The following is a 16678-nucleotide window of genomic DNA, read 5'->3' as shown; positions in this document are numbered from 1 at the left end:
ATGATCCATCTCCTTTATTTCCTCCGGTGTAAGAGGACTCCGTATGTTCTTGATCCATAGTTCCGCCAGCCGTTGGTGGATAGGCATCACGTCCATAGATGCCACCACCCATAGCAGGCAAGAGCGCCAAGGATTATTACAGACCAATGAGCATGACGCTTGAGCGGACCGTCCTCGCGCAGCGGTTCCTGCGTTTCTCGGATAGTCCGGATCCGGCTGCCGTCATAACTGAAGCGATAGACCGTTTGTTTCTTCACTGTAACCCATCTCCTTTTCGGTTGATGATACAGTATATGCGCTCATGCGTAGAAGTTGACTGGATAGTTGTAAAAATTGCACACTAAGTTTCAGGGCTTGTCAGATAAAACAGATCATTTACTGGACGGTTTACTTTACCGCTTATTTTCAACGCCAATTCAAGACTAGGTTGTGTTCGTTGATTCTCATAACGGTTGTACTGTTGTTGCGGCAATCCTAGAAACTCAGCGAACTCGATCTGGTTCATCCTATGTTCGAATCGAATATCCTTCAAGTTATTTTTCACTGCCACGCAGATCACCTCACCGAACAGAATTCGACGGACAAGCTTGTCGAATCCTTCAAAGAAACATAGGAGCTTTTGGCGAAATATATGGTTTACACGATTGGAGATATATGGTATATTTTACTTGTCCGGAAGCACCGGCAAGAGCCCCTTGAGGAAGCACCTCAGGGGCTTAATTCATTTCCGATTCCTGTACTAATCTTTAGTACTTATGATAAAACAAAAAAAATGCCCCCACCAGCCGTAGCCAATAAAAAAGCCCCCCATCCCAAAGGAAAGAGGGCTCAAAAAGTTATATTTTCTGAATTATTGAACAGGCCGACCGGATCCCTTCCGAAGCTCAAGCCAGCAGGGAACTCTATCATTCATCTCTCATCGGTGCCGCAACTCCGGCCATGCGTGATACAATCATCAGTGCTAGGTATGCAGCCTGCGAACCAGTGAGTTCCTGCTTGTATGACTTTTCGGCCCACTCATAAGAAATCAGCGGATCGCCGTCCGGACCGCCCGGAAGCTGGCTCAACCCGGTAAGCTGATCTCCCAGTTGCCGCCACTGCTTAAGATTCAAATCCAACGGTCTTGACATATCGTCATCCTCCTCCAAGCAATCTGCATATTCCTTAGCCACATCAGCCACAAAATCGGTGAACGTCTTCCCAAGCAGCTGCAGCGCATTCTGCGGATCTGTTCGCCGCGCCGGGTCGAGAATGTAATGCCCTGTGATGTCTGTAGCCGGATTGAGCCCGTAGCGGTAGCAGCTGTAAGCCATGACCCACACATACCGCTTATACGCTTCCTGATTGTCGATCTTGCCGCCATAGCAGAGCTCCACGCCACCAGCTGCATCGTTCGCATCGGCCCCATATCTGGCATTGTCCGTCTTTACATCATAAATGACATGGTATGCCTTCTCCGCCGGACCGGTCAAAAAGGGGATGCATTCGATAATCTCCTTATCATCCACAAAAATATGAGCGGATTGGTACACATCGGCATGCGTACGTTCATAATAAGACACATTGGCTGCGGCCGTTGATCCGGGATTACCGGTATCGTGGGCCACCATAAACCTGCAGCGAGCCAGCGATAGGCAGGGCCGGCGTTTACTTGGCCCCGATAAGTACCGCTGGATGATCGGGTATTTCATTTTGAAAGAGGTCATTGTTGGCCATCACCTTTCTGCTGCAGTTGCTCCAAAAACTTTGTTAATGCTGGCGGTAACGGCACACCAAGAACACCCAGGTTTTCGACAACTGACAATCCCTCGCGACCAGAGTAAAAGTACAGAGCGATCGTTCTAAATACCGGGACTTCTCCTCCGATTAACTCGTCCAGCAGTACGGCCAGTGCGATCACTCCCAGCACAACGCCCTTGCGGATGCCGCCCCAAAACATGATCTCGCTGTTAACGGTTTTCGTCTTAACGGCCCCGAGAAGCCCGCTGATATAATCAGCAATCATAAGGAATACCAGCACCTTCAGCGCCGTATCCCAGCCTCCCAAGTATTGGCTTGCGATCAAACCAATAAAGGCCACAACTCCACCGATCGCCGTTTCCCCTTTGGTATCTCCAGCTGCGGCCGTAATGACCAATGCGCCTAACTGTCTAATTTGCATAAATGACCCCTCTCCGCCCTTTCACGGGCATAAAAAATACCCCGATCAGCTCGGGGCTTGATATTTGTGCTAATTTAAGTTATGCCTTATTTTTGTCAACTTGAGCGTATCGCCTTACTCGCTATAATTGGCGCGGAGGAATGTCGTCTTTTTGGTATATAGTCAGCAGCAAGCAGAGCGAGTATCACAAAAAACAGCGTTCCAATACTGCTGTACGCAGTCAATTCGTAGGTGTTCATGTTCAGCAATAAGGCCACCAAACAGAGTTTTAGCAGTGTTGCTTTTGTTTTGAATAACAAAATCAGAATGGCTGACAGAAAAAGAACAAACCCAATCATGCCGGACTCATACAATATTTTGATGAAATTATTGTCGAGCACCCCTGTAATGTGGCGAATACTTACACCCGCACCAGGGGAAAGACCAAAGAGCATGATAGCACCAAATTCGTTAAAAGCGTCCCAAATGTTAGAAATCACACTGAAACGATGGCTATAAGACTCATCATCCGTTCGAGCGATACGAGTAACGAACGATTGCCATATCCCGGTTTGATACAGTACGGCGAATATCGCAGCACACAAGAGGCCAAATCTAAACATCAGTTTAAAGCTGATCTTAATCTTGTAAGCCACCAAAAATAGTACGAGCACAATGGTTGTGGCAAAAATGTTTCCGCGCGAGAAACTGGTCAATAGCCCAAAGGAGAGGATGAGGGCACTTATAATATACCATTTGGCTCCTTTTCCACTCCGCCGATGCTCAACAATCATCCCGAGCGCCATAATGAGCCCTACCATGCAGACAGTCCCGAGTGCCAACGGCTCCCCTTGAAAGCCAAACGAACGGGTGATACGGTCGCCCGCAGCAAAAAAGCCCCTTTCACGCAATAGATACCCTTCGATCAATAACGGTTGCCGGGTGATGAACTGCAAAATTGCCAAAATGGCGTTGAATGTACTGAGAAAAATTACACCCTTTATAAATTTGATCCTGAAAGAATCATAATTTGAGGCGAGCAGATACACTGCAAAAAACACACCAAAGTTCATGATTAGCATAAACACGAGAGAGTTGATTTGGAAATATCCTTCCCCCGTTACGACGGATAGATAGGATGAAAATATGATACAGAAAAGGTAAGTCGACATGATCAGCACCGGGAATTTGGGCAACGCTATTATTTTGGCCCGAGAGATCATCAAAGAAATGAACGAAAGATACATCGCACTTAATACCAATACCTTATCCGGCGATAAAGTCCCGATCGGTGTAGGTACTTGGTAGAACACGGTTGCTTTGCTGTCCGGGATAAGGCATACCACCGCGGCGAATAAGAATGCGACTAGCGTTAATGTTTTATTTGGCACCAACAAAATTCCCCCCACCCCTTGATACATTTTGTATCCTACTTTCAGATCAATAATACCACACCTTTCATAAAAATGGGTACATTTTCTTATTCATCTTATGCGTCTTCTGCATTTACAAAATTCGACAAAGTTTTTAAGTATTCGTAAGCTTGTTTGATAAAATTAGACGATCCTTCTTCTACCGACGGCGCAAACTCATACCGCTCTTGTTTCACAAAGGCATTTCCACTAATAAATGCAGATTGGTCAATGTAATAGTTTAGCGTAAATGCCAAGCTCGTTTTTGACCCGAATATACTGTCTACCCGAGCATAGGAATCGGTAATTATGATGCCAGATTCTGCGCTCGTACTGATAATGAATGCCATTTAACTACCTCCTCCCCTTACTTAATTTCCTGTCAGTACCTTCATCTCGACCCAGGTTCCCGGTGTACCGCTGGCGATACAAGTCCAGCCAACGACGACATACTTGCTGCCAGGATCGCCTTCCTCTATCCTAAGCGTGTTCCGTTTCTCGTCCCCATTATTCCACGTACCAGTCGTCGGCATCAGGGTGCCGTACGTGATCACCTTACCCCCAACCTTATAATAGAACAAATCCTCATTGATCCTTCTGACCAGTGGCGGGAAAATGTTATTGTTCTGTACAAACACTTGCGAAAAGTTGTCATACTTAACGTTCTCAAAGGAAACACTTCCGGCGTTCGTTTCGGCTCCTGCATAGAGCAGATATCCGCTGCCCCCGCCCGACACGGTTACGTTCCGAATCTTGATATTGCGGAAAACGGCGGTATCTCCCGTTGCCGTATTCTTAAACCGAACCAGTCCATAGATGTTAGCCACGCTGACATTACTGAACGAAACCATCCCGGTATCGACTTCCACATTGGAACCTTGGATGTCAAAAAACGCATTGTAATTGTTATTGTTGTCTGCTCCCTCGATGTGGAAGCTAATCAGCTTGAAGCTCTCGCAGTTGTCGAACACAAAGCAGTTGGTCAGTTTCGTATGCTCCACATTTAGCTGAGACGCAAAGCTTTCGGAAAAATTCTTGAAGACAAAACCGTTAATCGCTGTCCGTTTTGTTCCCTGCTCAAAATTATCCCAGTTGTTCGAGTAAATATTGCTGAAAATACATCCCGTATTCCCAGCGTTGATAGAGGACAAATACATGATGTGTCTCGAATAATTGGAAATACGAATGTCCCGGATCGTGGTACTATAAATATAGTTCTGTGACGTATCTGTATCACTGGTACTATAACGTTCGCAGTAGATGAAACTTGCTGCGTTAGAAACACTCAATCGTTCGATGACACTTTCATAGAGCTTTTGAACATGGATAGCGTTGCCCCACTTATTTGCACTAGGCTGAAAGTTTTTGTACTCCAGTCTCAAGTCTCCAATTCGTATGCCTTCGCCGCCGGAGTAGAAGATTGGAATGTTATCCGATGTCTGTACAATGACAGAGGACGAACGGCTAAATCCTATCAGTTGTTTCCCCGATGCCACGTTGAGGCTGCGAGTGATTTTGTAACGCCCCCGGAGCACGAATACCCGGGAGAATGCGGCAAGGGCCTTCTCAAACGCATCTGAATTATCTGTCCCCTCCCCCGTTGTAGGATTGTAGTCATTTACGGCTCCAAACCATTGGGGGTACACCCAATCGACGCTCGCCGTGGTCATGCTGATATTGCCGCCCAGTGACAAATCGAATATGTGATCAAAAGGATTCGCTTCAATCTGTCCGTAGATCGTCACTGTCACCCCGGATGCAGGCTTAATCTTTGCACCGGGAGCAAAGGCCAACGCCTTACCTGCCGGGATTGTAATGTCCTCACTAATCAAATATTCGCCTTCCGGTAAGAAAGCGGCGTTAGCATTGGCAAGAATCGAGACAATTACAGAAGAACTATCCTCTGTCCCGGTCGGATCGGCCCCTTCACGGCGAATGTTAACCCCACGATGGTCTACATCATCGTAGATACTCGTTACGCGCGTCTCGTGGTCCGCGATATTATTCTTAAAAGCGTCATGGTCGTAAGCTGTAAAAAATCTCCCGACTTTTACACCACTCCCCCATGCTTTCGCCGCGCCCTGGAATCCTCGTGTCACACCTGTTAAGTTATCGCCGGATATGCCAGTGTAAAGGATAGTTTCCGCATCTTCTCCGCCGCCGATTACCAGCAGATTCGGCGCGGCTGGTAGAACAGAGGCGTCCATTACAGGAACTGTTGTTTGCACATCATCGATTGCGCTGGCGAGCTCTGTTTGAGGGCTGTTGACTTGGCCAGGATACATAGGTTGTTGTGCCATTCTTATTTGACCTCCTCACGCCAATTAAAATAAACCCCTGAAACCAACCCCGGGGCTTGATCGGTAATATATGGTATAATGCAAGTAAAAGATTAAAAGGAGATGATCGCTTTGAAAAAGACGATAGTCGCCCTTGCGCTCGGACTCTTGATCGGATCAGCAGGAACGGCGCTTGCCGCGAGCGAAACGGTACAAGCTGTGTTTGGTAAGTTTAATTTTGTTGTCAACGGAGAGGTTAAAGAGCTAAAAACTGATCCACTCGTTGTCGACGGAACCTCGTACTTGCCTGTCCGTGAGGTAGCCGGACTGCTCGGATTCCGGTTGGACTATGACGCCGATAGTCGTACAATTAAATTGGATAATAAACTTGGTACCGGGAGCGCCGGAGGATCAACAACAAATCAAACTAAAGGAGGCAGTAGTATGGAAACAATTACTGATGAATGGATTTCGCTTCAAGAACTAACCCAAAATTTCGGTATTAAAATCAACGCTAACAGCAATTCCTTGTCATTATCAAAGAATGAATTGGTTATTGAAATAAAATTCATTCGTAACGGTGATGAAATTATTGGCGGAAAAACTTCATCCGGTAATATAGGGTTAAGAATTAAAGATTCCGAGACTCAACTTAAACTCTCTGATTTACGAGCTGTCGGAATAGTAGATTAGAAATTCCCGCCTCCGCGAGACTGCACGAATATTTGAGAATTTAGATTTGCCACTATACGCCCGAGACCATTGGGCGTTATTTTTATTTCATGCCAGCCCCGATTAACCTTCCCTGATCCATCTTTCGACAAATACGGTATGATGTCCACGTCTTGAACGCTCGTTCCGAGTCCCGTAAGCAAGTTGCCGTCGACTTGAACCTCTATGCTTGTCGGCGTAGGCCCTTCAAATATCCCGTATTCTATCTCATGAGTATGGGACGGTATGATATGGGTGTGATCCATTCCGTGGACATGAGCCGCAATTTGGTGAGTATGGTCCATCCCGTGAACATGATCAATTGTCGCATAAGAGTGGGTGTGTGGGACAAGTCCATGGCGGTGATTTCCGGAAGGCACCCATGTATGCCAGCCGCCATCCTTGTCGACGAGGACAGTTCCGGCGCTTATTCCATGATCATGATATCCAGTAAGTTGGGACACTTCAGGTGTGCCATAGCTACCCGATATTTCCCAGCTGCCTCCACTCGATGTATCCGTTAGATGCTGACCGCCACTAGGGACAGTCGTACTCGTGCTGCTTGGGCCTGACGTCGTTTGACCTCCCGCTGCTGTCGTACTGGTGCTGCTCGGGCCGGATGTTATGGCGGGGGCTGCTGCTATAGCACGTTCATATGCCCGGAATGCCTCGACTTGATACGATAGTTGCATTTTGTTTATTCGCGCCGTCTCCTCCGGTATATACAATCTGAGAATGGCCGGGTGCGTCGGATCGGCGTTGTCCGCAAAGTCGTGCGAAACGAGATTCGTCGCCCCTTGTGCGTATACCTCGTTTATTCGTTGCCTATTGGCAAGTTCAGCAATTGTCCCAGCTATGTCTTGCGGACGGTTCGCAATTTCAATTTCAACGGCTCCCGGAGCACCATATAGATCACGTTTGCGGACGTTAACAACACGAGCCGTAATGTCGATGCCCAAATCTTTATCTTGTACCCGTACATTCGTCCCGGTCCTAAACCGATATATATCCTGCCCGGTCAATCGATGGATTTCGGACGCTTGTACCGTATACGACACGCGCGGTTGCTTCATTTCGTCCAGCAGTGCCTCAGCCCGTGCCAAGAGCGTTTCCGGATACTCAAACCGACGATCCACCCATACGCGGGAGATAATGCCGTATTGTGCCTGTGACGCGGTATCCTCGACATAGGGCTTACCTCCATTGATATCGGCAAACGTCAACTGATTGACGCCCTCGCCGTATCCGAGCGCATAGAGTCGGTTACAAACGTTCGACGGGTCAACGACTCTTTCCACGCCCTGCATGTTGATGCCATATCGAATAAAGGCTGCAACCTCACTGGATGCTGCAACAAGGTTCAGCTTCCAAGGATAAACTGTCGTGTCCCACGTCCACTGATACCCTACGTCAAATGGCTTCGGAACACTCATAATAGCCGCAAGCAGCGTTTCATTTTCCCAGTTATACTCAAACTGCCGAGCAAACTCGACCGTTCCGAGCTGCCAGCGCTGAACAGTTTGACGCTGTAGGATATAAGCCAGCACTTCTGCCGTATACACGCCAAGGTTGCCGATTGTGTGATATTGAAAAAGTACATCGTCGATCAGTGTTGCAAGGACATGTTCACAACTATACGTAACCGTTTTTCCGTCGCTGCTTCGCTTTGCGGTCGTCGGGAGGATGCGGAACAGTTCCACGCGCTCACGGCCGTCATACAACTCCACGAAACGCAAGGGTTGGCATTCCGCATTCTTAGGGTCGTTGGCAGGCAAGGAAAAAGACGCCGTCCAAAGTCCGTTGAGCGGCGTCTCATATCCGACTGTAAAGGCGTTTTCCAAAAGCGCCACGCGGCGCATGTTATTGTCGTAAACCGTCACCGGTGCTGCTGGCAAGATAATTACCCCCTACACAAATTTATCGCGGTGCGTAATCCGTAAAATGACATTGCGGCTTCCGGACGTATCGGTATATGTGATCTTGTTTGCTCCAAGGGCTAAATCGAAAAAATCGCCCGTCGTCTGTTGCAGCGCGTTCTGACCGTTGATTGTGACCGTTAGTGTGTTAGAATCAATGACAATCCTGTCACCAGGCTCAAACTCACCGTCAAACTCGATATAATCGATGTGGTATTTGGATAAGTTTGCTGCTAATGAACCTGCGCCGGACATGTTCGACTGCATATTGCGCTCGCGGACATAGATCGCGCCAATCGATCCCGCGCCGGACATGTCTGAGTCAAAGACGATCTCGCGGACGTAAACGGCTTCGATTGATCCCGCTCCGGACATGGCCGCATACATGGCTTGATCAGTATTGAGCAGCACTGATAACGCACCTGCACCGGACATGACTGAGTTGAACAAGATGATAGTTGCCACACCCGGGAGATTATAAGGCGTCCAGTTAAATCCGCTCCGGTTGAACATTAGCCCTCACTCACTTGTATCGATCCCGTCAAAAACCGCGCCCGGTCGTTGGCCAAAATCGTACGAGGGCTGTTAACCGGCCCGTGATAGAGTAAGTTGCCGCCTGTTGCTGCGCTGCGAATCCCGATATGCGTCACCGTCCCCCAATCGGCTGTAGCCACCGGGAAATTGATGTCTGCTGTATTGCTTGTCTTTGCCTGATCGGCTGCAAGTGTCGGGGCTGAGAATGTTATTGCCTGACGCGCATACCCTCCCCCACTCACTTCCTGCCCCGTATCAGCGGCAGTGGGATTGGACGTATATAGAGCGACGTAAAGTGCCGTTGGGGCCGTAAAGTTCTGTCCTCTTAGCGCGGCGTTGATTGCCGCTGTCTTCCAATAGTTTGATTTGGACAATGCAACTTCTGCCATGACATTCACCCCTCAACTAAATATTCGTTCTCGATTTTAAAGTGCTGGATTGTCGTCGGCCCTTGATTGGCCAAAACGATAACCGGCGGCGTTCGGATCTCCCCCGTTGACTGAATCGTCGTCACATACGGCGATGTAGTAACAGTGTCCTCGAATATCCGTTCAGCATCAGCGTTCGCCCACGGGTCAAACGCCGTAAAAGGAAGTGAAAACACCCCTGTCCCAATAATGCGATCAATATCAAAAGAACCGACAAAGCGCACGGTAAAAAACTGCCCTGGTCGTTCACGAAACCGCAATTCCAATGTGCGTGGCTTGCCGTAACTGTCGATCAAGTGTGCAGCCAGCGCAACAGCCTGTTGTTGTAATTCGTTGGCGTTGCGCGTAATGAAAGCACAATCTAGGACAAATGGACGCGGGCCCATATCTGCGCCAAAGTCCCATTGACCATTGCGTCCCGGAATTGTCAATGTGCGATCTACTGTACTTGGAAGGGCTGGACGTTTGGATGTGCCACGGACGATAAAACCAAAATCTTCATTAGATTTATCTCCAAGCCATATAAACGCGGTCATAGTATACCCCCTATACTCCGTTGTGCCTGGCTTGCTCGGTTGAATATAGCTCGAGCGATTGCTTCAATATCGTTTTCGTTTCTGATCTGGAGCACAGCACCGGCAAACATTCCCTCAAAATTGTAGACGGCGGCTCCTCCTGACCCGGAAACGCCGGCCATCTGCGCCGTTGGAGCCGCCGTGCCGGACAGTACATCGGCAGCCGTTGCGGCCATGTCAGCAGCTTTTTGGCGTACATCGGTTATCGAATTACCAATCCCTCTCGCAAAGCCCTCGCCTGTGTACTCCCCGAGACGCATTAACACACGAGATGGGGAGCGGATATCCAGAAAGTCCCGCAGTCCACCGGTTACTCTATCCGCGATACCTTTGACCGCTTCCCCAACGGCACCCGCCATGTTTTTGATACCATTGACGAATCCTTGAATCATGTCTTTTCCAAGCTGCAGCATAGTTGACGGAAGCTCTCGAACCCAATCGATTGCGGCCGTTATCCCAGTTACAATTGCATCTTTAACAGTTGCCACCGTGGAGATTACAGCATCCCGCATCTTGGTAAACATGTCCGAGCCGATTGTATAAAGCTTGCTAGGCAGTTCTCGGAACCAATCAAGAAGCGTGTTCCAAGTATCTTTAATCCATGTCGATGTTGCGGTGATGATTGTGGATATGGCCGACTGTATTCCGTTCCATGCCGATTCCGCTGCCGACTTAATGCCGCTCCACGCCGCACTCAGCGCTTTCGATATCAAATCGAGCGCCCCGGAAAATACCTGCTTGATGCCGTCCCAAATGTCACCGAAGGCTTCTTTCAGATTATTCCAGATAGCCTCAGCGTCTTTTTTCAGGTTTTCAAAGTCTCCCGTCACTAAATCAATGATGAGCAGGAGAGCGCCGCCGAAAATGTTTTTGATTGCCTCCCAGACGCCCGAAAAGAACGTTCGGAAGCCATCCATGATCGGACGAATCACATCAATGATTGCCGCGAATGCCGTCTGAGCTACCGACTTAAGGCCGTTCCAGGTGTCCGTGAGGAACGATACAATGCCGCTCCATACATCCGTGAAGAAAGTTGCGATACCTTCAAACACGGACGAAGTGGTGTTTTTAATAGCTTCCCACGTGGCAGACAAACCGGAAGTGATCGCTTCCCATGCCGTCGATGTGGCGGACGAAATGTTGTCCCACAATCCGACAAAGAAATCCTTGATCGAATCCCAGTTGGCGATGATCAAAGCTGCTCCGGCTACAATGGCAGCTATGGCTAGACCCACCGGACCGGTAAGCGTGGTAAATGCAGCGCCCACCGCCGACAAAACTGGAGTAAGCATCGCAAAACCCGCGACAATTTGCGGGATAAACCCAATCAATAGAAGCAGCGGCCCAGTAATCAATGCAAGAGCAGAAACAATAGCGCCGATGATGGCGATGGTCGTCTGGACGCTTGGCGGAAAACTATTAAACACGTCAACAACTGATTGGACAATACTGACCAGCATCCGTAACGCCGGAATTAACGCGGTGCCGATCGATATCTGGGCAGTCTCCACCGAACCGCTGAGTTCTTCAAGCGCTCCCCTGAAGGTGTTCATCTTTTGGGCAGCTACATCTTCGGCAGATATTTTGCCCATGGCCTCCGCCATAGCCTTGATGCCGTCTGCACCCTCTTTGTAGAGGATGTTCGCGGCGCGGATGGCGTCTGACCCAAATAGGGTGTTGAGTGTGACCTGACGCTGTTCCGCGGTCATGCCTTTTAAAGCATTTTGTAAAATATCCGCAATCTCGGCCATCGACTTGAGGTTGCCGTTGGAATCATAAAATGCCGACGACATAGCCCCGGAGTTAAAGGCCATTTCGTTGAACGCTTTATTTGCCTTATCCGTTCCAACTTTTACGCCTTCAAGTTCTGCCGAATAAGTCATCATAGCATCTACAATATCTTTTGTAGCCGTAGATGCAGGGGTAACACCATTTTCGGCTAAATACTGCAGAGCTTTTTGGGCGTTAAAAGAGTACAGTCCCAACCTTTCAAATTCGGCGGCAGCATCATCCGTAGTAGGCGTTAGGCGCATCAACATGGTTTTTAACGCTGTGCCTGCATCAGAACCTTTCAGCCCGTTTTGTGCAAACGCCGCAAGTGCCGTTACAGTGTCTTCAAATGATAGCCCAACGCCGGATGCTACAGCGGATACCTGGGACAGACCAAATTTGAGTTCTCCGACGCTCGTCGCGGAGGCGTTCGCTGCGCCGGCCAGAATGTCGGCAGCCTGCTGAACGGTGATGGCATCATCCTTGAACGCATTGAGCGCCGTGCTTGCAATCTCGGCAGCGTCCGCCAGCTCCAGCTCGCCAGCCGTCGCCAAAGATAAAGCGCCCGACAGACCTCCATTTAGGATGTCCTGGACACTTACACCGGCTTTGACCAGTTCCTCGATGCCGCGCGCTGCTTCGGTTGCGCTGTATTTGGTTTGCGCCCCCATGGTAACGGCCAAGTCCTTAAGCTCGTCCTTGAACTGAGCGACTTCATCCGGCGCCATGACCGAATAAACGTTTGCCATGCCCTGTTCAAAGTCGGCAGCGCCCTTCACAGCCACGCCCAAGCCTGCAGCAATCGCAGCGCCGGCCGCCGTCATGCCGGCACCCAGCTTTTTGGCTTGTTCGAAGGTATTCCCGAGCGATTGTTTGGCCTGTTCAAACGATTCCTGATAGTCTTTACCAAGCTTTTTCACAAAGCCGCTTTGATCGCCAAGCTCTGTCGTGACATCGGAGAGGCGGTCTTCCAGATTCCGGAGCTCGGCTTCTGTTTTCGCAACCTCCCGCTGAAACGCTCGGTACTGGCCCTCGCTGATCTGGCCTTTTTGGAATTGCTCGTTTACCTGTTCTTGCACCGATTTCAGCCGGTTCAGCTTTTCGCGAGTATTCTCCACCGCCTGCGAAAGCAACTGCTGCTTCTGTGCAACCAGTTCCGTGTTCGTCGGGTCCAATTTCAGGAGCTTATCGACCTGTTTTAGCTCTGACTGGATGTCTCGCGCCCGTTTGTTCACATCCGACAGGGCTGCAGACAGCCCGGACGTCTCCGCACCAATGACAACGTTGATCCCTTTAATTGTTTCGGCCATTTGATTCGCCTGCCTTTCCCCGGAAAAAGAAAAAGGCAGGCACTTGGCTCGCTACTATGTGCGGCTCTGGCTCTGTCCTTGGATTTTCACAGTAACGATTTGTTTGCAACGCTGACACTTAATTTCAAGGTCAGCCCTGTTCGCATAAAATAATGTTTGCCCGCATTTCGGGCATTTAACTTTCTCCATCGTCATCAGCTCGCTTCAACTTCTTTTCGCAAATTGTCCATTGCTGTAGCGAGTTTCCTTTTCGTTTTTCGAATTCGCTTGTCGAGAGATTCAGCCTGTTTGGCTGATATACCTTTTCGCAGTTTGCGCTGTAAAGCGGAAAGCTCCTCTTGAATCTTTTTTGTGACAGAATTTTGATAATATGCCGTATACACTTTGCCGCAATGAGGGCACGAAAAGCCAACCCGCTCGATGTCGTCTTTGACAGCTTCGGTCCCGTAACTGATCAGTATAAATTCCTGGCCACAGCCTTCGTTGCATGTCAGTTCTAGCAACCAATTCACCCCCGGTAAAATGCATCTATGTCCTCTTGCGTTGCTTCTCTTGGTTCATCGTTCATCCGACCAAAGAAAAAGTCCGCCATATCAAACAGGTCGCGGACTCGCAATTCGTTCATTTCTGCAAACGACAAACCTATACGCTTGCCCAGCCCAAGTATATCGATCTCTGGTTTATCGCTGGGCTTGCTGGACTGTTTGTTTGAGTCCTTTCGCTCCGGCACGAAAAAAGCCGCTTGTCGCTTCCTCCATAACAGCCGTCAAAATTTCAGAGTCGAAGAGATCAAACGATTCAAACGAGCTAACCCACTCTACGAAAGACGGAAACTGTTTACCTAAAGCGTCCGCCTTTGCCATTGCCCAGATAAGCTGCAAAAACATAACGGAGTCCAATTGACCGAGGTTAATATCTTTCAAGTCCAGTTGCTGATTACTGCCGGAAAGTGCTTGGAGGCCGACCATTCCCTGTGCCATTTTCAAAAAATCTCCAAGTAAGTCAGTCTTGAATTCCTGCTTATAAAACAAAAGAGCCAGGGGCGTCGCCCTGACTCTTACCGTTTGATCCCCGATATTCAGCTCGCGCATGTGCATCCCCCTTATGGTGTAAACGTCGGAGTGTATACCGCGTTGAAAAAGCCGTTATAAGCTGTTGCGTTGGTATCGGAAAGTTCCAGATCGCCCTTAACGAGCATCCGGCCATCAATCTCAATAGGTGAGATTGTCAGGCTTAAAACATCTGTTGCCGGCGTGATCGACTCATTTTTCGTCGTGCGTTCTTTTGCCGGCCGTGCAGCTACGCAATCGTAATAGACAAAACGCCGGTTGCGCTTGTCGCCTTGAACCTGGCCCAAAAGTGCGAACTTTTTCGGAATAGCATCCGAAATTTCAATCAGCGCACCGTTATTGTCAATTTCCCAGCCAAGCATTTCGGCCAACACTGCATCCGGCACGTTGGCCATTTCCAATTCCCCGGTGTATCCGTTGTTCGCGGTCACCGTGAAATAGGCGGTGTTGTCAGCGTAAAACGTACTTGCCTCACCAACCGTCGTCGGCGTCCAGCGGACAGCTCCGGGGATGGCAATAGGTGTCTCCCAAGCCGGTTGTTCGGCAGCTTGTGCGTCTACGAACGCGATATGGACTTTTTCGAGTCCAAACGTTACTTTGTTTTGAGACATGTTCGGTTTCAACCTCCTTATTCATTTCTAGCAATACCGGCATTCGCCCAGAATACCGTTTGCTCCAGATTTGTCATCGCCAACGACTTTTCGCGGCTATTGGGACAAAGCTCATCGATCAGATAGGCCAGTTCCTTTGCCTTCTCCCGGATTGCTTGGTATCTTTCGGGTTGTCCGTCTTTGGGAGCGTGATACTTAAAATTGTTTTCGATTTGCTGATTCACAGCCTTCACTCTCCGATCAATTGAATTTCGTAAATGGTTTGAAAGAGCTTTTCCTCATCCAGCCATGTTGCCGTTTTGGAGTATGGCATCCGCAATTCCTTGAGTTTGTCCTGGACAAGCTTCTCCGTTGCAACGTCCTTTTTGGTAGTGTAGAGCTCAACCTGATAGTTGCTGACCTCAACATAATTTAAGTTGTCGGCCATCACGTCACCGGAAAAAGCAAATTGGACCGTAATAAACGGTGGTGGAGGAGCGGGATTTTCGGGCGTGCTCACGAAATGCGAATAGGCGACCGGGTATCCGATCGCCTTGAGCGCTTGAATTAATTCGGCATTCGTCATGTTCCGCCCCCATTCCGGATGATCCGCTTAATCTCATCCGGCAACTTGGCAGCGTGCTTTTCATAGGCTGGTCGCAAGTGTGGAAAAGCCCGCACCCGGCCGCCTCCACGCTTGGCGTGCCCGAATTCCAGCAGATGTACACGGCGATAATGCTTCTTGTTCCAAACCGTATAGCCTCGATAACCGTGTGAAGCCAAAGTGCGACGGGTTTGAACAAAGCCTTTCGCATATTTGCCTGTTCGTTTTGGTGCCAGGCGAATCGTTTCCTCCAATACATCAGTGGCCGTTTCATCAACTTTAGTTTCAATAGCATTAATGACGTCTTCCGTGTACTCGCGAACGGCGTCTGTTATTGCAGCGGCCAGTTGATCGATTGAGATGTTAGCCACTTCCGCTCACCCTTTCACAAACCAAAATCACTTTGTCGCCGTTATTCCTTGTCCGAATGATGCTGTAGACGATCCCTTCATATTTAAGCTTTTGTTGGCCCAAATAATGGACAGAGTAAGTCTCCAATTGCTTTTCCGGGCGAAGGCCAGCGGCCGCGGCATTGTAGAATGCTGAGTCGCTTACGTTCAACTCACGCCCGAACACCTTCTTTTCGGAATAGGACGGGATTTGATTCCCATCCTCGTCCCTAGTGATGGTGCTCGACATCAGAAAAAAGACTTTGTCGTAGCGGGCCATTTGACTTCGCTTCATCGTCGCCATTTAAACCACCTGGCTTCGATATGCTAATTGATTCGCCATGACATAAAAGGCGGGCGAGAACTTCGTCTCCCCGCCTGTCAAGTTCCAGATGTCAGTTACGCCGAGCACAATCACGCCGACGGCCAGATCATCCGCGAGCATGGTTTCTGATACGCCAGCGCCTTTCAGGAATGATTTCACGACCCGAATCTTTTGCATAAGTACACCGTCAAAGTCGGTACCATCTACAGGAAGGCTCAAACCTTTTTTACACTCGGTGAGTAACTCGATATCAGTCATTGCTAGTCCCCGTTTGTTTTTCGGTCAAGCCCTGTACTGAATCATTAATTTGCGTAGTGTTGAGGTTTGACTCAGAAATTTGCCCGTCATTGGTTTGCCCAGGATAACCCTCTGGCCCAGCCGGATCTCCTAAGCCATCATCAACAGCCGCGTTTACCGCAAATGGTACGAGAACGATTTTTATTCCGCTTTTCTCCTGCTCAAATCGCAGCTTATTGGACAACTGTTCATGTTCGGTTTCCGACAACGGTTGCTTTGCTTGCCAGATCAAAACGGTTTCTTCTGTTTTCGTTGTGGCCTTCAATTCTGTTAATTGTTCAACTTCAGGCTTTTTCCTTGCCATGTGATCTCCGCCTTTCAAATAGGG

21 protein-coding genes are annotated in these 16678 nt (G+C 49.1%); 1 reads left to right on the top strand and 20 read right to left on the bottom strand.

All coding sequences use genetic code 11. From position 1 onward, the window contains the following. From EXW96_RS28815 to EXW96_RS26630, 7 genes are all read right to left on the bottom strand, one after another. A partial coding sequence (locus tag EXW96_RS28815) for a DUF7667 family protein (RefSeq protein ID WP_483874545.1) occupies positions 1-87 on the bottom strand: 87 nt, incomplete at its 3' end. Between the two features lie 253 nt (positions 88-340). Further along, a complete protein-coding gene (locus EXW96_RS26655; protein WP_309225229.1) occupies positions 341-544 on the bottom strand; it encodes a helix-turn-helix transcriptional regulator in 204 nt (67 codons plus the stop codon). Positions 545-905: 361 nt separating this feature from the next. Continuing rightward, positions 906-1706: a peptidoglycan recognition protein family protein gene (locus EXW96_RS26650; protein WP_174351828.1), complete on the bottom strand. Its 801-nt coding sequence runs from the start codon at positions 1704-1706 to the stop codon at positions 906-908. Beyond that, a complete protein-coding gene (locus EXW96_RS26645) occupies positions 1703-2161 on the bottom strand; it encodes a phage holin family protein (RefSeq protein WP_174351827.1) in 459 nt (152 codons plus the stop codon). Before EXW96_RS26645 ends, EXW96_RS26650 begins: the two co-directional genes overlap by 4 nt. A gap of 95 nt (positions 2162-2256) precedes the next feature. After that, positions 2257-3531 (bottom strand): O-antigen ligase family protein, encoded by a 1275-nt coding sequence (locus EXW96_RS26640; protein ID WP_375256483.1) that lies wholly within the window; start codon positions 3529-3531, stop codon positions 2257-2259. Between the two features lie 98 nt (positions 3532-3629). Continuing rightward, a complete protein-coding gene (locus tag EXW96_RS26635; protein WP_174351825.1) occupies positions 3630-3902 on the bottom strand; it encodes a hypothetical protein in 273 nt (90 codons plus the stop codon). 21 nt (positions 3903-3923) lie between these two features. Then, on the bottom strand, positions 3924-5852 hold the full coding sequence (locus EXW96_RS26630; RefSeq protein WP_174351824.1) for a hypothetical protein: 1929 nt from the start codon (positions 5850-5852) through the stop codon (positions 3924-3926). A 111-nt stretch (positions 5853-5963) separates the two neighbouring features. Here EXW96_RS26630 and EXW96_RS26625 point away from each other — a divergent pair, with 111 nt between their 5' ends. Then, a complete protein-coding gene (locus EXW96_RS26625; RefSeq protein WP_174351823.1) occupies positions 5964-6524 on the top strand; it encodes a stalk domain-containing protein in 561 nt (186 codons plus the stop codon). On the opposite strand, the gene EXW96_RS26620 is transcribed toward EXW96_RS26625, so the two are convergent. From EXW96_RS26620 to EXW96_RS26560, 13 genes are all read right to left on the bottom strand, one after another. Further along, on the bottom strand, positions 6521-8437 hold the full coding sequence (locus EXW96_RS26620; RefSeq protein WP_254611595.1) for a phage tail protein: 1917 nt from the start codon (positions 8435-8437) through the stop codon (positions 6521-6523). The genes EXW96_RS26625 and EXW96_RS26620 overlap by 4 nt on opposite strands. A gap of 12 nt (positions 8438-8449) precedes the next feature. Then, positions 8450-8869, bottom strand: a complete 420-nt coding sequence (locus EXW96_RS26615; RefSeq protein ID WP_174351822.1) for a phage distal tail protein — start codon at positions 8867-8869, stop codon at positions 8450-8452. 101 nt (positions 8870-8970) lie between these two features. Beyond that, positions 8971-9381: a phage tail fiber protein gene (locus EXW96_RS26610; protein WP_174351821.1), complete on the bottom strand. Its 411-nt coding sequence runs from the start codon at positions 9379-9381 to the stop codon at positions 8971-8973. A gap of 5 nt (positions 9382-9386) precedes the next feature. Further along, positions 9387-9956, bottom strand: a complete 570-nt coding sequence (locus EXW96_RS26605; protein ID WP_174351820.1) for a distal tail protein Dit — start codon at positions 9954-9956, stop codon at positions 9387-9389. Continuing rightward, positions 9953-13075, bottom strand: a complete 3123-nt coding sequence (locus EXW96_RS26600; protein WP_174351819.1) for a phage tail tape measure protein — start codon at positions 13073-13075, stop codon at positions 9953-9955. The genes EXW96_RS26605 and EXW96_RS26600 overlap by 4 nt, the downstream gene beginning before the upstream one ends. Before the next feature lie 680 nt (positions 13076-13755). After that, positions 13756-14166: a hypothetical protein gene (locus EXW96_RS26595; RefSeq protein ID WP_174351818.1), complete on the bottom strand. Its 411-nt coding sequence runs from the start codon at positions 14164-14166 to the stop codon at positions 13756-13758. Between the two features lie 11 nt (positions 14167-14177). Then, on the bottom strand, positions 14178-14756 hold the full coding sequence (locus EXW96_RS26590; protein WP_174351817.1) for a major tail protein: 579 nt from the start codon (positions 14754-14756) through the stop codon (positions 14178-14180). Positions 14757-14773: 17 nt separating this feature from the next. Continuing rightward, entirely contained in the window at positions 14774-14980 is a 207-nt protein-coding gene (locus tag EXW96_RS26585; protein ID WP_174351816.1) for an Acb2/Tad1 domain-containing protein, read from the bottom strand. A gap of 5 nt (positions 14981-14985) precedes the next feature. After that, positions 14986-15321, bottom strand: coding sequence for a hypothetical protein (locus EXW96_RS26580; RefSeq protein ID WP_174351815.1), 336 nt, complete (start codon positions 15319-15321; stop codon positions 14986-14988). Continuing rightward, a complete protein-coding gene (locus EXW96_RS26575) occupies positions 15318-15710 on the bottom strand; it encodes an HK97 gp10 family phage protein (protein WP_174351814.1) in 393 nt (130 codons plus the stop codon). Before EXW96_RS26575 ends, EXW96_RS26580 begins: the two co-directional genes overlap by 4 nt. Then, positions 15703-16032: a phage head-tail adapter protein gene (locus tag EXW96_RS26570; protein ID WP_174351813.1), complete on the bottom strand. Its 330-nt coding sequence runs from the start codon at positions 16030-16032 to the stop codon at positions 15703-15705. The genes EXW96_RS26575 and EXW96_RS26570 overlap by 8 nt, the downstream gene beginning before the upstream one ends. Further along, the gene (locus EXW96_RS26565; RefSeq protein ID WP_174351812.1) at positions 16033-16311 is read right to left on the bottom strand and encodes a phage gp6-like head-tail connector protein; all 279 of its coding nucleotides are present in this window, start codon (positions 16309-16311) and stop codon (positions 16033-16035) included. Further along, positions 16304-16654 (bottom strand): hypothetical protein, encoded by a 351-nt coding sequence (locus EXW96_RS26560; RefSeq protein ID WP_174351811.1) that lies wholly within the window; start codon positions 16652-16654, stop codon positions 16304-16306. Before EXW96_RS26560 ends, EXW96_RS26565 begins: the two co-directional genes overlap by 8 nt. Between the last annotated feature and the right edge of the window lie 24 nt (positions 16655-16678).

The organism is Paenibacillus sp. JMULE4 (assembly GCF_013337105.1).
Classification (GTDB): Bacteria; Bacillota; Bacilli; order Paenibacillales; family NBRC-103111; genus Paenibacillus_G; species Paenibacillus_G naphthalenovorans.
Note: the sequence above shows the minus strand (reverse complement) of the source record. Positions and strands in the feature narration are given on the sequence as shown.

Bases quoted from the DNA above. Each gene is read 5' to 3' on its own strand.
- EXW96_RS26650 (WP_174351828.1), bottom strand. From the start codon at position 1,706: ATGACCTCTTTCAAAATGAAATACCCGATCATCCAGCGGTACTTATCG.
- EXW96_RS26645 (WP_174351827.1), bottom strand. From the start codon at position 2,161: ATGCAAATTAGACAGTTAGGCGCATTGGTCATTACGGCCGCAGCTGGA.
- EXW96_RS26635 (WP_174351825.1), bottom strand. From the start codon at position 3,902: ATGGCATTCATTATCAGTACGAGCGCAGAATCTGGCATCATAATTACC.
- EXW96_RS26630 (WP_174351824.1), bottom strand. From the start codon at position 5,852: ATGGCACAACAACCTATGTATCCTGGCCAAGTCAACAGCCCTCAAACA.
- EXW96_RS26610 (WP_174351821.1), bottom strand. From the start codon at position 9,381: ATGGCAGAAGTTGCATTGTCCAAATCAAACTATTGGAAGACAGCGGCA.
- EXW96_RS26605 (WP_174351820.1), bottom strand. From the start codon at position 9,956: ATGACCGCGTTTATATGGCTTGGAGATAAATCTAATGAAGATTTTGGT.
- EXW96_RS26600 (WP_174351819.1), bottom strand. From the start codon at position 13,075: ATGGCCGAAACAATTAAAGGGATCAACGTTGTCATTGGTGCGGAGACG.
- EXW96_RS26595 (WP_174351818.1), bottom strand. From the start codon at position 14,166: ATGCGCGAGCTGAATATCGGGGATCAAACGGTAAGAGTCAGGGCGACG.
- EXW96_RS26590 (WP_174351817.1), bottom strand. From the start codon at position 14,756: ATGTCTCAAAACAAAGTAACGTTTGGACTCGAAAAAGTCCATATCGCG.
- EXW96_RS26580 (WP_174351815.1), bottom strand. From the start codon at position 15,321: ATGACGAATGCCGAATTAATTCAAGCGCTCAAGGCGATCGGATACCCG.
- EXW96_RS26570 (WP_174351813.1), bottom strand. From the start codon at position 16,032: ATGGCGACGATGAAGCGAAGTCAAATGGCCCGCTACGACAAAGTCTTT.
- EXW96_RS26565 (WP_174351812.1), bottom strand. From the start codon at position 16,311: ATGACTGATATCGAGTTACTCACCGAGTGTAAAAAAGGTTTGAGCCTT.
- EXW96_RS26560 (WP_174351811.1), bottom strand. From the start codon at position 16,654: ATGGCAAGGAAAAAGCCTGAAGTTGAACAATTAACAGAATTGAAGGCC.